This window comes from Brevibacillus sp. FW306-2-1A-C05A (assembly GCF_058781555.1).
Genome location: NZ_JBYSWV010000008.1, coordinates 52507 through 70285, shown reverse-complemented (window position 1 = coordinate 70285; position 17779 = coordinate 52507). Strand labels below are relative to the sequence as shown.

Genomic DNA, 17779 nt, shown 5'->3' with positions numbered 1-17779 from the left:
ACGGGTAAGGATGATTTTGATGGAAGCCGCAAAAACGGGTCCGATTACCCATAAGCGGGCCAAAAAGCGAAGAATCGTCACAAGGGCGCTTGCGATTATCGTCGGAGCGCTGATGGTTGCCGTCGGCCTGGAAATTTTTCTCGTGCCGAACAAGATCATCGACGGCGGGGTCACAGGTCTGTCGATCATGATGTCACACCTGACCGGAATCAAGCTGGGGATTTTCCTCTTTCTGTTCAACTTGCCGTTTTTGTTGGTCGGCTACAAGCAGATCGGGAAAACGTTCGCGATCTCCACGCTGTTTGGGGTAGCCGTCATGTCGCTCGGGACGAATTTTTTGCACCACGTTCCCAGCTTGACCGACGATTTGCTGCTGTCTGCCGTCTTTGGCGGCATCATTATCGGGATTGGCGTCGGACTGGTGATTCGCGCAGGCGGGTCGTTGGACGGCACCGAGATCGTCGCGATTTTGCTGACGCGCAAAAGTCCGTTTTCCGTCGGGGAAGTCGTAATGATTTTCAATATTTTCATCCTCGGCAGCGCGGGCTTCATCTTTGGCTGGGACCGGGCGATGTACTCGCTGATTGCCTACTATATCGCGTACAAAATGATCGACTTGACGATGGTCGGCCTCGAACAATCGCGCTCGGTCTGGATTATTAGCGACTATCCGAACGAAATCGGGGACGCGCTGTCTGCCAGGCTGGGACGGGGGATTACGTATTTGCGCGGAGAGGGCGGCTACTCCGGGGACGACAAAAAAGTCATTTTCTGTGTCATCACCCGGCTGGAGGAAGCCAAGCTCAAATCAATCGTGGAGGAGATCGACGCATCCGCGTTTCTCGCGATCGGCCATATTCACGACGTATCGGGAGGGCGGTTCAAGAAAAAAAATATTCATTAACGGCGAGCGTGGCCGGATAGGCTAGTCAGGCGCAAACAGGACAGGCAAGCAGCAGATGCTTGCTTTTTTCTGCGTGTCTGCCATTCCTAACTGATTATCTTTTCTGAAACTTGAAAATGATCTATTGATTTTTAAGCATTATGAATTTATGATTTGTTTACTGAATATGAAATAGTAGTTCCGAAATTCGGAACAAAATGAGAAAGACGGGTGAGGCAAGGTGAGGATAGACGAGCTGTGGAGTACGAACGGCTTTTTTCGGGCCAGCAAAGGGAGCAGCGCCCCTGACGGAATCGTCTCGAAAATCACGGTTCCGTCCGAGCGCACGAGCTGGGAATCTGCCGCGATGGCAGAGCTGGCCAGTCGGATCGGTTTGCACCTGACCGACTTGCCGCTGCCGATTTTTGAGCACTTGTTCATTTTCGACCAGCTTGATGAACAGGCTCTCCCGGTACAGGGGGACAAGCCGCGTACTTTGCGGATCGTCGTAGGGTACGAGCAGGCATGGCTTGCTTCGGTTTTGGGCGAACGCAAAGCGGCGCTACTCGCTCTGCACAAGCTGCGGGACAACGGCGAAAAAGAGGCAGGCATTCTGTATGTGAGCGAGGGCGAAGACGAGTCGATTCTCGTCATTACAGGCACATCGCCGCAAATGACGTTGCTTTCGGCACGCGCGCTCGTATCCGGGGAGTACAGGCAAGATGCAATAGAGCAGGCGGGCTTCGGCCATCAGCGCGCGATTTTGATTGCGCCAAAACCGGCGGCTCCGTTGACCGCCGAAAAGACGGCGACCAATCCAGGCAACAACCGCTCCCGGACTTTTTCGCTGCACGAACTGTTTACGACAGAAGGGCTGTACGAGCAAAACGACGGGGAGCTGCTGCCGACGCTGGACGTGTTGTTGTCCATGCCGGATGGCTCGCTGGAGAAGACGGTGGCGGCCGTGGAGCTTGGCGCGCGCCTCGCCTTGTCTGCGGGCTATGTACGCACGCCTGTGACGCGGTGTGCAGGGGAAGAAAACGAGGCGGGGCGGTTTGAGATTGTCTTCGAAACAAAAACGGCTCCGGCTGCTCATGGAGAGAGCCGTATGGAGCTTTTCGAGGACGGCAAGCAGTTGCGGATCGAGAGCGATGCTTTGCATCTGGTCGGTTTTGTGCGCGAGCTGCTCGCAGACGGATTTGCGCCGCTTTCCGCAGGACAGCATTTCGGCTGGCGCCAGCGGTTGTTCGCCTTAAAGAGCGACAGCCAAGATTTGTCGTTGCGCGCGTCTCTTGGCTTGCAAACGTTTTCGCTGCGGGAGCGCACAGAGATCGCGCGCCTGGAAGTACCGGAGCATTTGGCCCGCCCCACAGAAGTATGGGAGCAGTATGTGGGCGGCGGTGGACGAGCGGGTGGCCCCGTGCCGCTTGCGGTTACGGAAGAGCTGCCTGTCTGGACGGCGGAGTGGAGCGATCCGGGCGAATTAGCAGAGATGGAAGACTATTTGCTGGCCGTTGTGCAAAAGCATGCCGAACATTCCGGGGGAGCCGCTTTGGAGATCGAAGTGACGACCACGGCGAGCGAGCAGACGTTTGCGGCGTGGGCGAAAAAGCTGGTCGGGCAATGCGGGGAGCGCTACGGCGTCGAAGTCTGGTTCGCGTTTCGCGACGCAAACAAGTCGGGGCTGAACTGGGCCATGCAGGAGGTGTTGCCGCAAATCGTCCAGCTCAAAGACGTGCACAGCGTCGAACTGCGGGCGAGGGCGTTTCGGCCAGCGGACAAGCACTTCGACCTGGTTCACCGCTTTTTGCAGGAGCTGTATCCGTTTGATGCGATTTTGGCCGACAGCCTGTCGCTTCCGCTCGAACGCATTCGCCTGCAGCTTGCAGAAGATTCTGCCGCTCCGATGTTTTCCGTGTGTGCTTTTGCCGAGTCGAAAGAGGTGCTTGCCGACTGGAGCTGGGAAGGCTGGGCAGAGAGCAGGCCGTACATGCCGGATCAGCCGCAGCGCGGTCGTGTGCTCGTTCCGTTTGCAGGCGTCCGGGTAAAGGAAGCGCAGACGCAAAACGAGCTTGCGAGGAAACCGTTTGCAACCAATCCGTATCGCTTTTGGCAATGGTACCAGGAGCAGGTGCTGCCGATGATTTTCCGGCAGGTAGGGGGCAATCCTGGCGTGCCGAAGTTTTCCCGGCTGGAATGCCATGTCGGGATGGATGCCGTGGAGAAAAAGCTGCCGCATCTGGAGGAGAACAGCTCCGTCCTGGAAGCGCTGCACGAAGATATTTACTTTTACACGTTGCACGCCATGCACAACCACGGGAAAAAGGTCGGGGACCCGGAGTGGGACGCACCTGGCGGAATCGTGCCGTTCATGCACGTCGAACAGGGCGGCAAGCCGTGGGCGCGGATCGCTTTGTACGCCTTTCCGACGGAGCATGCGATCACGGCGGTCGACGCGAGCGGCGCGGCGACGGTCATCCGCCCGTTTGCGGGGATGCCGTTTCGGGATGCGGTAGCGACCGGGCTTTGCCGCAAAGAAACCGACTGGTCGGTTACGCTCGAAGGGATTGCGGACGCTACGCTGAGAGAGCAGTGCCAGGCATGGCTGGGCTTTTCCATGGCGCAATCACAAGCGCAGCCTGCCGACCAGCAGCCAATCGCGCAGCAGGCTACTACAGAAGCTTCCAAGGGAAAGTCGCTTTGGGAGGACGTTTTCACAGGCGAGGATGTGGAGCAGTGGCTCGCACAACACCGCGAGCAAGTGCCCGGACAGGTCGTGCCGCTCGATTTTTCGCTGAGCGGCCGCTGGATTTGGGCCGTCGAGCTGTTCGCCCGAAAAGCGCAGCACAGCTTTGCGACGAGCACGGCCAAGCACGCGCTGTACAGGCCGACGTTTTTCATCAACGCAAGGCACCACGCCAACGAAGTATCGAGCACGAACGCCGCTTTGCAAATGATCGCCCAGCTTGCAGACGATCCTTCTGTCCTGGAGGCGGTCAACCTCGTCATCATCCCGCTGGAAAACGTCGACGGAGCCGCGCTGCACGCGCAGCTTGCGCAGGACAACCCGTGCTGGAAGCACCACGCCGCCCGCTACAACGCATGCGGACTGGAATTTGCCAAGTATCGGTTTCAAAGCGGCGTGCCGTTTGGCGAGAGCCGGATTTATCCGAAAGTATGGGAGCGCTGGGCGCCTGACATCGTGCTCGACGACCACGGGATTCCGTCGCACGAATGGATTCAGCCGTTCAGCGGCTACAACAGCCCGCCGCGCTTCCCGGTTTCGTACTGGATTCCGAGCGCGCGGATGTACACGATCTGGCGCGCGCTGACAGAGGCGACCCCCGAGCAGCGCGAAGCCTACACTTCGCTGCGCGCAGCCCTCACCGCTTCGCTGCACCAGGACGCGGCTGTCGCGCAGGACAACGTCGATTGGCTCGCCACATACCGCAGATGGGGCCATGACTTTGACCCGCAGCATTTTCCGATTGAGCTGTCGAACGGAAGCATTGCCTACACGCGGGACAGCCCGATTAACCGCAACTCTCATGATCTGATCGAGCGTTTCCCGGAGTGGGTGACAGCCGACCTGATGACAGAGGTCAACGACGAGACGGTGTATGGCAAAGAATTGCAAGCGTGCCGACACGCCCACCATGTGGTCCACCAGGCAATTGCCGACTGGATGAAAAATCGGAAAGTAGCAATAGAGGAAATCCGGGAGCACGAGGCAGATGGCACCATTCGCATCGGCCTCATCCGCAAGCGCCCGCTTTAGATTAGCGCTCATTTGAGAGGAGACTACCAACATGGTTTTGATTGGTGTTGCAATCGTGATTATCGGCTTCATCGTGCGGCTCAACCCGCTCCTGGTGGTGACGGTCGCGGGGCTTGCCACCGGACTGCTCGCCAAGCAGCCGCTGTATGAGATCATCGAGCAATTTGGCAAGGCGTTTACAACGAACCGCTACATGGCGATTTTTATCGCCACCTTGCCCGTCATCGGGCTATTGGAGCGCTTTGGACTGCGCGAACAGGCAGAAGCGCTCGTCTCCAAAATCAAGGCCGCCACGGCAGGCCGCATCATTAACGTCTACTTTTTTATCCGCGAGGTCGCTGCCGTGTTTGGCCTGACCTCGATCGGCGGCCATGCGCAAATGGTGCGGCCGCTCGTCGCGCCGATGGCAGAAGGAGCGGCGGAGGCGAAGTACGGCAAAGACCTCCCCGACGACGTGCGGCAAAATATTCGCGCGCACTCTGCAGCGGCCGACAACATCGGCGTGTTTTTTGGCGAGGACGTCTTTATCGCGATTGGCGCAATTTTATTGATGAAAGGCTTTTTCGACCAGAACAACATTCCGTCCGATCCGCTGCAAATGGCGATGTGGGCCATTCCGACCGCGATTGCCGCGTTCGTCGTGCACAGCATCCGCCTGATTTTGCTCGACCGCAAGCTGGACCGACGGCTGGGACAGCGCAACAGCAAGCACACATCGACAGGCAAGGGGGAATAACCGATGTGGATTTCGATGGAAGCGATCTATGTATTTCTCGGTTTGATTGCGCTTGGCGGCAGCCTGTTTACGTTTGTGGACAAGAAAAATCCGCGCCGCTTCACCTCTGGCCTTTTTTATGCGCTCTACGGGATTTCCTTGCTGCTCGGCAGTATCATCCCGCCTTTTGCCATGGGACTTTTAGTCATTGTGATGGTGCTGATCGTCGGCTTGGGCGGCTTGAAGGTGGGAAGCTACGGCGAAGCCTCCGCTGAGGAGCGCAGGCAGAACCGCCAGCGGCTGGGCAACTGGCTGTTCGTGCCAGCGCTGTTGATTCCGCTGTTGACGATTGTCGGCAGTCTCGGCTTCAAGGACGTGAAAATCGGCGAGCTGTTCGTGCTCGACCAGAAAAACATTACGCTCGTCTCGCTAGGGCTTGCGACGTTGATCTCGCTGCTCGTCGGGATGGCGCTGACCAAAAGCAACCCGTTGACACCTGTCAAAGAATCGCGGCGCTTGCTGGAAGCGATCAGTTGGGCGGCTGTGCTGCCGCAGATGCTGGCTACGCTCGGAACGATTTTTACCAGCGCAGGTGTCGGGACGGTCGTCTCTGATCTGGTTGCGCACGTTATTCCGACGCATTCCTTGTTCTGGGTCGTCTTCGCCTACTGCGTAGGCATGGCGCTGTTCACGATGATTATGGGCAACGCGTTCGCGGCTTTCCCGGTCATGACGGCGGGCATCGCCATTCCGCTATTGATCGGCCAGTTCGGCGTCGATGCGAACCATCTGGCGGCAATCGGGATGTTCGCGGGCTACTGCGGCACGCTCATGACGCCGATGGCAGCGAACTTCAACATCGTGCCCGCCGCGCTGCTCGACTTGAAAGACAAAAACCACGTCATTCGCGTGCAGTTCCCGACAGCGCTCGTTTTGCTTGCGTTCAACATCATCCTTTTGTATCTCGTCTCGCTGTAGGCAAAAACCATCTGTTGTTTTTTCTTCCTGGCAACAATAATGATAAAATATGGACAAAAACAACCAGATCGCGAGGATGGAGAAGTCCATGATACAAAACCAGAACAAAACAGTCGTGAAGTCGATGGAGCTGCTCAATCTGTTCATCGACCACGACAGATTGAGCTTGAACGAGATGGTCGAGCTGACGAACATGCCGAAAACGTCGATCCATCGCATGATCGGCTCGCTCGAAGGAATGGGCTTTTTGCAGAGGGGCGAGGACGGCAAATTTTCGCTCGGGCTGTTGTTTTTGCAGTTCGGCCAGTTGGTGTCCGAGCGGCTGGATATTCGCCAGCTCGCTTTGCCCGTGATGAGCGCCCTGCGGGACGAAGTGGAAGAGGCGGTCAATCTCATCGTCCGGGACGGAAAAGAAGCGATCTATATCGAAAAGCTCGATACGCCACACCCGGTACGGCTCTATACGAAGATCGGGCGCAGATCGCCTCTGTACGCCGGGGCCTGTTCGCGAATTATTTTGTCTTTTCTGGAAGAAAAGGAAAGAGAGCAGTATTTGCGCGAAGTGGAGCTTGCGCCGATTGGACGCGGGACGATCACGGACAGGGACGAGTTGCGCAAAGCAGTGGCGGATGCGCGGGAAAAAGGGTACACGATCAGCTATTCGGAGTTGGAAAACGATACGGTAGCGGTCGCAGCGCCCATTTTTGACCACATGGGTCGTCTGCATGCAGGCATCAGCATCGCTGGACCGCAGGAGCGGTTCACCGAGGAGCGGCTGCCAACGCTGATCGCCCATTTGACGGCTGCCGCAGAGCGCATTTCCACGGCGCTGGGCTGGAGGCGAGCGAGGCGAAGCTGATTCATAAAACAGATAGCAGGGACAGGGGAGAGCGACGATGAAAACCATTTTGGTAACAGGCTTTGACCCATTTGGCGGCGAGCCGATCAACCCGGCGTGGGAATCGGTCAAGCGACTGGCTGACGTCCGGTCGGAACGGTATCGCATCGAAACAAGACAAGTGCCAACGGTGTTCGGCAAGTCCATCGAGCTTTTGCAGCAAGCGATTCGCGAGACGGAACCTGATCTCGTGTTCTGCATTGGACAGGCTGGCGGCCGGCCGGACATTACCGTCGAGCGCGTGGCGATCAATGTTAACGATGCGCGGATTCCCGACAACGAAGGAAACCAGCCGATCGACACCCCGATTGTGGAAGGCGGGCCAGCGGCTTACTGGTCCACGCTGCCGATCAAAGCGATGGTCAAGGAAATGAGGGCGAACGGCATTCCCGCTTCCGTTTCCCAAACGGCAGGAACGTTTGTGTGCAACCACCTTTTTTACGGACTGATGCATACGCTCGCGCAGCAAAACGCGGCGATCCGCGGCGGCTTTCTCCACATTCCGTACTTGCCCGAGCAGGCAGCGAAGCACCCCGGCCAGCCGAGCATGTCGGTGGAGACGATCGCCAAAGGACTGCAAGTCGCGATCGAAACAGCGGTGCGCCTGGAGCAAGACATCGTCGAAGGCGGCGGACAAATCAGCTAATACGAAGAGGAGGACAACTCCTCTTTTCCTTTACTCTAAAATTCGGAATGATTATGCCGATTATCGGAACGAAAATGGAATAGGAGGGGAGCAGGTTGGAGCAAGTCGCGTTTTTTCCACTCGGCGACTCGGGAATTGTCATCAAGCTCGGAGACGCCATTGACCAGGCGACACAGCAAAAAGTAAAGGCGCTCGCCGACTATTTCGAAGAGCACCCGCTTCCGGGAATGGTCGAATACGTACCGGGGTACACGTCTGTCACGGTGTATTACGATCCGGTGGCGTGGTACGATCCGCGCGCAGCGGACATGCCGTACGAGCGGTTCAAGGCGCTGCTCGCGGGGCAGCTTGTGCACATTCGCGCGGATGAACAGACGAAGCCGCGGCTGGTGGAGATTCCCGTCTGCTACGGCGGCGCGTTTGGCCCTGACCTGCTGGATGTGGCCGCGTATCACGGCATCACCCCGGATGAACTGATCCGCATTCACTCCGGGCAGGAGTATCTCGTGCACATGATCGGCTTTGCTCCTGGCTTTCCGTATTTGGGCGGACTGGACAAACGCATTGCCACCCCGCGCAGGCAGTCGCCGCGAACCGCGATTGCGCCGGGAAGCGTCGGAATCGGGGGAGAGCAGACAGGTGTCTACCCGATTGAGAGTCCGGGGGGCTGGCAAATTATTGGCCGGACACCGGAGCGCCTGTTCCGCCCGGAAGAACAGCCGCCGAGCTTGCTGCGCGCAGGCGACAGAGTTCGCTTCTGTCCGATCTCGGAGGAACAATACGGGAAATGGGGGCAGATCGGGCCATGACCATGAGCATCGAAGTCCTATCACCAGGCTTGTACACGACCGTTCAAGATTTGGGCCGATACGGGTACCAGCGGCACGGGGTGATCGTCGGCGGGGCGATGGACACGCTGGCGATGCGCATGGCAAACATGCTCGTCGGCAACGAGCCGAACGCCGCCGTTCTGGAGCTGACGGTAAAAGGGCCAGTGCTGTTGTTTCACCAGGATGCGCTCTTGGCCGTGTGTGGAGCGGACATGCAGCCTGCTATAGACGGCGTGCGCATCCACAGCAACCGTCCTGTCTGGGTGAAAAAAGGCAGCACGCTGAAGTTTGCCCATGCCAAAAAAGGCTGTCGCGCCTACCTTGCCATTGCGGGCGGCTGGGAGGTTCCGCTCGTCATGGGCAGCCGCAGCACGAATGTCCGGGCGGGCTTTGGCGGGGCATGGGGCAGGACGCTCCGGGAAAAAGACCGACTCGAGCCAGGCAAGCCGAGCGAGCTGGCGCTGTTTTTCGCAGAGCAGTTGCAAGCGAAAAGCAAAGCGCGAAACGCTGGTTGCGGCGAGATGGACTGGTTTGTCCCGCAGCATGTTTTTCCGTACCAAAAAGACGCGGTCGTCCGGGTCATGCGCGGAGCGGAGTTCGGCTATTTTTCCGAGGAGAGCCGCCGACAGTTTTTCGCGACGCCGTATCAGCTCGCGGCGCAATCCGACAGAATGGGCTATCGTTTGGAAGGGCCGCAGCTTGCGCTGGAGTCGCCGCTGGAACTGATTTCCGCCGCCGTCTCTACGGGCACGATCCAGGTCCCGCCGAACGGCCAGCCGATCATTTTGCTCGCGGACAGGCAAACGGTTGGCGGCTACCCGAAAATCGGCCATGTGGCGACCGTTGACTTGCCGATTTTGGCGCAGTTGCGGCCGGGCGATCGCGTGCAGTTTCAGGAAGTGTCTTTGCGTAAAGCCCAGCAGGCGCTGTACGAGCAAGAAACCGAGCTGCAACAAATCAAGCTGGGAATCCAAATCAACGCGGGATGGAGGCAGAGCAAATGAAGGTTGTCGATTTGAACTGTGACATGGGGGAGAGCTTTGGGGCGTATCGACTGGGCAACGATCAGGCGATTTTGCAGCATGTAAGCTCCGCGAACATCGCCTGCGGCTTTCATGCGGGCGACCCTTCCACGATGCGAAAAACGGTGAAGCTGGCCATCGAGAGCCGGGTGGCAATCGGGGCGCATCCCGGACTGGCCGATCTGGTCGGGTTCGGCCGCCGCAACATGGACATCTCCGCCCAGGACGCCTACGAGCTGGTCGTCTACCAGATTGGCGCGCTGCAAGCGTTCGTCCAGGCGGAAGGAGGCGTCATGCAGCACGTCAAGCCGCACGGAGCCTTGTACAACATGGCAGCGACGCGTCCCGCGCTGGCCGAGGCGATCGCCGAGGCGGTTTACCGGGTCAATCCGGAGCTCGTTCTGTTCGGACTGGCTGGCAGCGAATTGACGCGGGCCGGGGAAAAAATCGGGCTGTGCACCGCGCACGAAGTGTTTGCAGATCGGACGTACCAGGCGGATGGCACGCTGACGCCGCGGACGCAGCCAGACGCGCTGATCGCCGACGAAGCCGAGTCGTTAGCCCAGGTCGTGCGCATGGTGACAGAAGGCAAGGTGCAGTCGCTGCAAGGCGTCGACGTGCCGATTCGCGCGGACACGATCTGCATCCACGGGGACGGTGCGCACGCGCTTGCATTTGCAGAGAGCATTCGCCAGGCGCTGCAAGCGGCGGGCGTCTTTATTCGCTGCATCCGCTCGTCATAAGGAAGGGTAATCCGCCTGTTTTTCTGGGAAAAAGGGCGCTTTCCTCCATCTGACCCGCTTTCTTTTGCGACGAGGCGCGCCAGGCTCTTTCGCGAGAGGATAGCAGGATGAAAGCGCACGGGATGGGGAACAATCAAGGCAAGGAGCAGTCGGGTAGTCGAGAACACAGGAGGGAGAGGTTTCCTGCGTGCACGTAAACTGCGATTCATCTTCCTTGAAAGCCGAGCTGAAGCAAGAGCTGCTCAGCATTTCCCAGGCGATGGAGCAAAGTCTGCTCGCCCTCGACCAAGAGGAAGGCTGCTTGCTCGGTACGTTCGACCATATACGCAGCAGATTTAGCCGGCTGGAGACAGTGGCTGCCTCGTTTTACTTGCAATGCTATCTCGCGCCGTACACGGAAAAATACATAGACTTGACGATTGCCGTGCAGCATTTGGCCGAAAAACGCCAAGGGGCCCTGATCGTCATCGAGCGCGACGACTCCCTGGCCGAGCATTTGCAGGCGGGCATTCCCATCGGGGCTGTTTTGAGCTATTCGCTCCTGGAGTCGATCTTTTTTCCGGGCAGTCCGCTGCACGATGGGGCGGTGTACGTGCGGGACAATCAGATCGTTTCTGCGGCGAACGTCCTGCCGTTGTCGCACATTGCCGTCGGCGAAAAAAAGCTCGGGACACGGCACCGCGCCGCCCTGGGCCTGAGCGAGCAGAGCGACGCGCTGGTGATCGTCGTCTCCGAGGAGACGGGAAAGGCGTCCTTTGCCATGCAAGGCAGGCTGTATCCGATCATCACGCCTGCGTAGGCAACCAAAAAGAGGATCATGGCTCCCGACAGGGCCTGATCCTCTTTTTGGTTGGCTGAAAGCGTGCCGTTCGGCTCATTTGGCTTACGCCCAGTTGCCGTTGCGGAACAGCGGCTCACGCACGCCGTCCGCTGTCTCGCCGTCGATGTTCATCTCTGCGGAGCCGATCATGAAGTCGACGTGCACCAGGCTCGTATTGATGCCGCGGGCTGCCAGCTCTTCCTGGCTCATCGCTGCGCCGCCTTCGATGTTGACCGAGTAGGCGCTGCCGATCGCGAGGTGATTCGAGGCGTTTTCGTCAAACAGCGTGTTGTAAAAAATGATGTTGGACAACGAGATCGGAGACTGGTGCGGCACAAGCGCGACTTCGCCGAGATAGTGCGAGCCTTCATCGGTCGCAACGAGTTGCTTCAAAGCTTCTTCGCCCTTTTCCGCGCTGACCGAGACGATTTTGCCCTGCTCGAACGTCAAGGTGAAATTTTCAATCACATTGCCGTGATAGCTCAAAGGCTTCGTGCTGCGGACGGTTCCGTTTACGCCGTCTTTTTTCGGCGCGGTGAACACTTCCTCAGTCGGCATGTTCGCCATGAACGCCGCGCCTTTTTCGTTCACGCTCCCGCCGCCGATCCAGATGTGACGGTCAGGCAGCTCAATGGTCAATTGCGTGCCCGGCGCCTCGTAGTGGAGGTAGCGGTACTGCTTGGCGTTCAGTTGCTCTACTTTGCTGTTCAGCGTGGCATGATGCTCGTGCCACGCCTGAACAGGATCGTCCGTGTCCACGCGCGTCGCCCGGAAAATCGCGTCCCACAGGGCAGGCACCTGTTCGTCGGCGGGCAAGTCAGGAAACACCATGGCCGCCCATTCCGGCGACGGGACAGCAATCACGCTCCAGCTTACCTTGTCCGACATGGTGTAGTTGCGGAACGTCCGCAACGCTTGTCCCGCTGCCTTGTTCGCAGTCGCGATTCGCTCCAGCTTGACACCTTTGAGCAAATCCGGGTTGGTCGAGTTGATGTACAAAAACGCCGCTCCGTTTTCGGCCATCTCCTCCAGCCCTTTTGCCTTCCACTGCGGATAATCGGCAAAAGCTTCATCCGGCGCGAGGTCGTATTTCATGCGGGTCAGCTCGTCATCGGTCCAGTCGATATGTACGTGTTTGGCTCCTGCTTCATACGCTTTGCGCGCCACCTTGCGCACGAACGGAGCAGCGGAGAGCGGAGCAGTCACAACCAGTGTTTGCATCGGCTGTACATTGACGCCGACTTTTACAGCGAGATCGGCATAGCGGTCAAACAAAAGCTCGAAAGACATAGGAAAGCCTCCTTTTCACTTGCGTTCAGCACCTCTCTATTATACCTGCACAACGGGAGTTGCTCGCTAGTCATTTTGAAAAAATTTCCTTGGAAAGCGCAGAAACAGACAGATTACGGAAGTTTTCGCGACATTTTTCGTTTATTTATTTTTTGGAATGGGAGGAAAATTCAAACGAGAATCAAACTTGAATAATAGAAAACATTTTATTGTAGGAATCATAAGGAGGCAGACACAGTGAAGACGAGACAGACGCGTGACCAGGTAGCCGTGGAATATACATGGAACCTGGATGACTTATTTGCCAGTCAAGCAGCGTGGGAGCAGGAGCTGGACGAGATTATCAGCCAACTGCCGGCCGTAACGGCTTTCAAAGGGCAACTGCACACAGGCGCAGAAACATTGCTGGCCTGCCTGGAAGCAAAAGAAGCGATCGAGGTTCGCGCCAATCTTGCGGCTACCTATGCCCGTCTGCGCTCATCCGAGGACGGAACCAATCCGCAAAATCAGGCAAATTCCGCGCGTGTCGGGGACGTCGTCTCCAGGCTGAACGCAGAGCTATCGTTTGTGCCGTCGGAAATTTTGGCCTTGCCGGACGGCACGATCGAGAAGTTCCTGCAAGAAGAGCCGGGTCTTGCGCCTTTCCGCAAAAGCCTTTTCGATCTGCTGGAAACCAAGTCGTATCGGCTGTCTGCGGAAACCGAAGCGTCGCTTGCCGCACTCGGCGAAGTATTCGGCGCTCCGTACACGATCTACCAGCGCGGGAAGCTGTCCGATATGTCATTTGCGCCCGTGCAGGACGGGGCCGGAGCAGAGCGCCCGGTGTCTTTTGCCCTGTTTGAAGCCGACTACGAAATGTCTGCGGACACGACGCTGCGCCGGGCTGCCTACGAATCGTTTTCAAACACGCTTGCTGCCTACCAAAACTCGTTTGCCGCTGTGTACGCCACTGAGGTGAAAAAGCAAACCGTGCTGTCCAGGCTGCGCGGCTTCGAGACAGTGACTGACATGCTCTTGCACACGCAGCAAGTAACACTGGACATGTACCACAACATTCTCGATATCATCGGCACAGAGCTGGCGCCGCACATGCGCCGCTACGCCAAGCTGAAGGCGCGCGAGCTGGGGCTTGAAAAGCTGAAATTCTGCGACCTGAAGGCGCCGCTTGATCCGGAATTCAGCCCGCCGATTACGATTGAGGAAGCGGGCCGCCTGATTCAGTCTGCTTTGCAAGTAATGGGACCGGAATACTCCGCAATCATGGAAAAGGCGTTGAACGAACGCTGGATCGACTACGTGGACAACGTGGGCAAATCGACAGGAGCGTTTTGCACGACACCGTACGGCAACCACTCCTACATCCTCATTACGTGGTCGGGCAACATGCGCAGCGCCTTTACGCTGGCTCACGAGCTGGGGCACTGCGGCCATTTCACGCTGGCGACCCGCGAGCAAAGCTATACCAATTCGCGTCCGTCCTTGTACTTTATCGAAGCGCCGTCGACGATCAACGAGCTGCTTCTGGGGCAGCACATCATGGCGCAGTCCGACGATCCGCGCCTCAAGCGCTGGGTGATTTTGCAACTGATGAATACGTACTACCACAACTTCGTGACGCACCTGCTGGAAGGCCGCATGCAGCGCAAAGTGTACGAGGCGGCGCAAAACGACGTGCCGCTGACGGCAAAAAAGCTGTCGGAATGGAAAGGGCAAGTGTTGGCGGAGTTCTGGGGAGACGCCGTGGAGCTTGACGAGGCAGCCAGCTTGACGTGGATGCGCCAGCCGCACTACTACATGGGGCTGTACCCGTACACGTACGCGGCGGGCTTGACCGCTTCCACCGCGATGGCAGCGAGCATCAAAGAGGAAGGACAGCCAGCCGTCGATCGCTGGCTGGAAGTATTGAAGGCGGGCGGCACCTTGAAGCCGCTTGAACTGATGCAAAAGGCGGGAGTGGACATGTCCCAGCCGCAGCCGATCCGCGACGCTGTCGCCTACGTGGGCAGCCTGGTAGACGAACTGGAAAGGCTGTTCTAGTTGTAGCCGGGCCAGCCGTTCGCGCAGGCAAACAGGAAAAAAGGCTTGTGATGGCGAAACCGTCACAAGCCTTTTTCAACGTCATCTTTTTACAAGAAAGATAGGAGCGCAGGAAATGACCGAATTTACAGAGCGAGCCGTAAAAATCATCGCCAGCATCCCGCCGGGTAGCGTCATGACGTACGGACAGATCGCCGCCTTGGCGGGAAGTCCGCGCGGAGCCAGACAAATTGTGCGGATTCTCCACTCCATGTCGCAAAAATACAAGCTTCCGTGGCATCGGGTCATCAATGCCAAAGGCAAAATCGGATTGCAGGACCGCGATTCCATGAATTTGCAAAAAATGCTGCTGGAAGGCGAAGGCGTAGCAGTCTCCGAGGCAGGGGAGATTGACCTCGAACGCTATCAGCACCATCCCGATTCGCTTTAGGCAGCTTGACCGCCTTCGTGTCGCCCAGCCCAGCCCAATCCGGCTCGGCCTAGCCTAGTAGCCTACTTCCACAGAGGCAATGACGACGTAAGCCAGATCGTTCTTGTCATCCTTTTCCGCGATCACGACGCCGCTTGACGTCAGCATGCCGCCGTCCACGACCTCAAACGACACTTCTCCGTACGGCAATTCGGCGCGCACGGTGTCCAGATCGAGCTTGTCGCGGTCGGCTGGCACAGCGAGGCGGACGTTGACCTTCATATTGTGAATATCGTTTCCGGGCAGCACGGAGCGCAGCCCTGGCATTGAATTGTGATGGATCGCGTTTTGGACAGCGCGAACGGCTGCTTTCGTGACGTTTTGCCCGTGGAGATCAATCCCCATTCCGATTTCGATAAACATGACCTTGTCCATTGTCGCATTCACTCCTACATTTTCCTTCGGTGTTCCTCTTTCATCTTACCACGAATCGCGATTTTTTCGCTCCTGACGTCTTGTGTTTCTCCACAAGTCATGTCATCATTACACTTTGGCATCATTGCTCGATGATTCTTTTACCATAATGGAGGCAGGTCTGAAGTGGAACGGTATCCTTTTGCCCACGATCCGGCCCAGCCGTTCATCCCGCAGGTGAGCGACTGGGTAGCGGACGTTTTTTACGATACGTTGCCAGAGGCGGGCTTCGAGGTCCGCGATGAGCAAATCTACATGGCGTTTCAGCTTGAACGGGCCTTCCAGGAAAAGCGGACGATTTTCGCCGAGGCGGGAGTCGGGACGGGCAAAACGCTCGCCTACCTGCTGTACGCGGTCTGCTATGCCCGCTATACGAGAAAGCCGGCGATCATCGCCTGTGCCAACGAGTCGCTGATCGAGCAGCTCGTGAAGCCGGAAGGGGACATCGCCAAGCTGGCCAGGCACCTCAACCTGACGATTGACGCGCGACTGGGAAAATCGCCGGACCAGTATATTTGCTTGCGGAAGCTGGACGAGGCCCGTCACCAACTGGATGGCGATGAAGTTTTCCAGGAAATTTACGAGGGGCTGCCGTCTTTTGTGCACACGCACGAAGCGCTCCAGTCGTTTTATCCGTACGGGGACCGCAGCGCTTACGCGGCATTGAACGACCAGCAGTGGGCGAAGATGAACTGGGATGCGTTCCAGGACTGCTTTGTCTGCGACAGGCAGCATCGGTGCGGACAGACGCTGTCGCGCGACCACTACCGCAAGTCTGCCGATCTCATCATCTGTTCGCATGATTTTTACATGGAGCACGTCTGGACGTACGAGGCGAGAAAGCGGGGCGGACAGCTTCCGCTTTTGCCGAGCCACAGCTCTGTCATTTTTGACGAAGGGCATTTGCTGGAGCCTGCCGCGCAAAAGGCGTTGACCTACAAGCTGAACCACGCCGTTTTTGAAGAGATCATTACGCGGCTGCTGCAAGGAGAGATCAGGGAGTCGCTGGCCGTCGCCATCGAAGAAGCGATCATCCAGAGCGAGGAACTGTTTTCGCGCTTGAACGCCGAGAGCAAGCCAGTCGCGGGCTCCGCGCGCAAGGAAATCGTGTTTCATCCCGAACTGATTGCAGCCATTCACCGCTTTACGAGCCTGATTGGCTCGATTGAAGAGGAGCTGGCGCTGGAGAGCGGCCTGTACACGCTGGACGACTTTCAGTTGCGGATCGTCGAGGAGCATCTGGAAATGATGCAGCTCGCTCTCGGCCTGTTCCAGCGGCCCGATCACGTCATTTCCTGGATGAGCGAAGAGTGGACAGGCCCGACCTTGGTCGTCATGCCCAAAATGGTGCAGGAAGTGCTCCGGGAGCGCGTTTTCTCGCAAAACATGCCGATCGTTTTCTCGTCTGCGACTTTGTCGGTAGAAAATTCGTTTGCCTACATCGCGGACAGCCTGGGCATTGAAGACTACTTGTCGTTTTCCGTCGCTTCCCCGTACGACTACGCGGAGCAGATGGAAGCTTTCGTTCCGCCGCTGTCCTGTACGCAGCCGTTCGCCGAAAAAATGGAGCTGGCTGTCGCCTTGCTGCAAAAAACCGGGGGACGCGCGCTGCTTTTGTTTTCCTCCCTGGAAGAAATGCGGGAGTTCAAAAACGCGGCGGAAGCGTACCCTGCGTGTGCCTCGATGCGCTTTTTGTACGAAGGCGACGCGGAAATCAGCCACCTGATCTCCTGTTTTCAAAACGACGAGGAAAGCATCCTGTGCGCCGTCTCGCTATGGGAAGGGCTGGATGTGCCGGGGCCGTCTCTCTCGAACGTCATCATCTGGTCGCTGCCGTTTCCGCCGAACGATCCGGTGTTTGCCGCCAAGCGAAAAAGCGCAGCGTCGCCGATGGAAGAGGTCGACCTGCCGTACATGTTGCTGCGACTGCGCCAAGGGATTGGCCGCCTGATTCGCACCCGCGAGGACAGAGGCATCGTCTCCATACTGAGCCCGGAGTTGTGGAGAGACGAACAGTTGCGAAAGCACGTGCAGAGCGTCTTTCCCGCAGGCGTGCGATGGCGCGAGACGCTTGCGAGCGAGGTTGTGTAAGCAAGCTCAAGCTTTGGGCAAGACCGCTTTTGGCTAGGTGCAAAAGTCCAGCAGGGCGCACGTGCGGCGCTTTGCGAAGAAACGGCGCTTCCGTCGTTTCTGTTCCAAAAAGCAAAAAGGCAGGAGCCAGATGGATGGCGTCCTGCTTTTTTTGTGCGTAGCGGT

Annotated in this window: 15 protein-coding genes; 13 read left to right on the top strand and 2 right to left on the bottom strand. The window is 57.8% G+C overall.

Going from position 1 to position 17779, the window contains the following annotated elements; all coding sequences use genetic code 11:
* Positions 1-19: 19 nt before the first annotated feature.
* The 10 genes from AC3WJN_RS08185 to cdaS all read left to right on the top strand — a co-directional run bounded on the left by AC3WJN_RS08185 (position 20) and on the right by cdaS (position 11292).
* Positions 20-904, top strand: coding sequence for a YitT family protein (locus AC3WJN_RS08185; RefSeq protein ID WP_007783572.1), 885 nt, complete (start codon positions 20-22; stop codon positions 902-904).
* 220 nt (positions 905-1124) lie between these two features.
* Positions 1125-4661, top strand: a complete 3537-nt coding sequence (locus AC3WJN_RS08180) for a M14 family metallopeptidase (RefSeq protein WP_310669947.1) — start codon at positions 1125-1127, stop codon at positions 4659-4661.
* Between the two features lie 31 nt (positions 4662-4692).
* On the top strand, positions 4693-5397 hold the full coding sequence (locus tag AC3WJN_RS08175) for a DUF969 domain-containing protein (RefSeq protein ID WP_005835315.1): 705 nt from the start codon (positions 4693-4695) through the stop codon (positions 5395-5397).
* A gap of 3 nt (positions 5398-5400) precedes the next feature.
* Positions 5401-6354 (top strand): DUF979 domain-containing protein, encoded by a 954-nt coding sequence (locus AC3WJN_RS08170; RefSeq protein ID WP_007783579.1) that lies wholly within the window; start codon positions 5401-5403, stop codon positions 6352-6354.
* Positions 6355-6442: 88 nt separating this feature from the next.
* Positions 6443-7213: an IclR family transcriptional regulator gene (locus AC3WJN_RS08165; RefSeq protein WP_007783581.1), complete on the top strand. Its 771-nt coding sequence runs from the start codon at positions 6443-6445 to the stop codon at positions 7211-7213.
* Between the two features lie 37 nt (positions 7214-7250).
* Positions 7251-7898: a pyroglutamyl-peptidase I gene (pcp, locus tag AC3WJN_RS08160; protein WP_005835309.1), complete on the top strand. Its 648-nt coding sequence runs from the start codon at positions 7251-7253 to the stop codon at positions 7896-7898.
* A gap of 95 nt (positions 7899-7993) precedes the next feature.
* On the top strand, positions 7994-8707 hold the full coding sequence (pxpB, locus tag AC3WJN_RS08155; protein WP_005835308.1) for a 5-oxoprolinase subunit PxpB: 714 nt from the start codon (positions 7994-7996) through the stop codon (positions 8705-8707).
* Entirely contained in the window at positions 8686-9732 is a 1047-nt protein-coding gene (locus AC3WJN_RS08150; protein ID WP_007783584.1) for a 5-oxoprolinase subunit C family protein, read from the top strand. The genes pxpB and AC3WJN_RS08150 overlap by 22 nt, the downstream gene beginning before the upstream one ends.
* Complete coding sequence (locus AC3WJN_RS08145; protein WP_005835304.1) at positions 9729-10493, top strand: LamB/YcsF family protein; 765 nt, start codon at positions 9729-9731, stop codon at positions 10491-10493. The genes AC3WJN_RS08150 and AC3WJN_RS08145 overlap by 4 nt, the downstream gene beginning before the upstream one ends.
* 187 nt (positions 10494-10680) lie before the next feature.
* Positions 10681-11292, top strand: a complete 612-nt coding sequence (gene cdaS / locus AC3WJN_RS08140) for a sporulation-specific diadenylate cyclase CdaS (RefSeq protein ID WP_005835302.1) — start codon at positions 10681-10683, stop codon at positions 11290-11292.
* Between the two features lie 84 nt (positions 11293-11376).
* Here the strand turns inward: cdaS and AC3WJN_RS08135 are convergent, their stop codons facing one another.
* Positions 11377-12603: an aminopeptidase gene (locus tag AC3WJN_RS08135; RefSeq protein WP_005835300.1), complete on the bottom strand. Its 1227-nt coding sequence runs from the start codon at positions 12601-12603 to the stop codon at positions 11377-11379.
* Between the two features lie 237 nt (positions 12604-12840).
* Between AC3WJN_RS08135 and pepF the strand changes: the two genes are divergently transcribed.
* Both pepF and AC3WJN_RS08125 read left to right on the top strand, forming a co-directional pair.
* The gene (gene pepF, locus AC3WJN_RS08130) at positions 12841-14640 is read left to right on the top strand and encodes an oligoendopeptidase F (protein ID WP_007783585.1); all 1800 of its coding nucleotides are present in this window, start codon (positions 12841-12843) and stop codon (positions 14638-14640) included.
* A 115-nt stretch (positions 14641-14755) separates the two neighbouring features.
* A complete protein-coding gene (locus AC3WJN_RS08125) occupies positions 14756-15070 on the top strand; it encodes an MGMT family protein (protein ID WP_005835296.1) in 315 nt (104 codons plus the stop codon).
* A gap of 54 nt (positions 15071-15124) precedes the next feature.
* Here the strand turns inward: AC3WJN_RS08125 and AC3WJN_RS08120 are convergent, their stop codons facing one another.
* Complete coding sequence (locus AC3WJN_RS08120; protein WP_005835290.1) at positions 15125-15484, bottom strand: Lin0512 family protein; 360 nt, start codon at positions 15482-15484, stop codon at positions 15125-15127.
* Between the two features lie 165 nt (positions 15485-15649).
* On the opposite strand from AC3WJN_RS08120, the gene AC3WJN_RS08115 reads away from it, so the two are divergent.
* Positions 15650-17614 (top strand): ATP-dependent DNA helicase, encoded by a 1965-nt coding sequence (locus AC3WJN_RS08115; RefSeq protein ID WP_197186496.1) that lies wholly within the window; start codon positions 15650-15652, stop codon positions 17612-17614.
* Positions 17615-17779 lie beyond the last annotated feature (165 nt).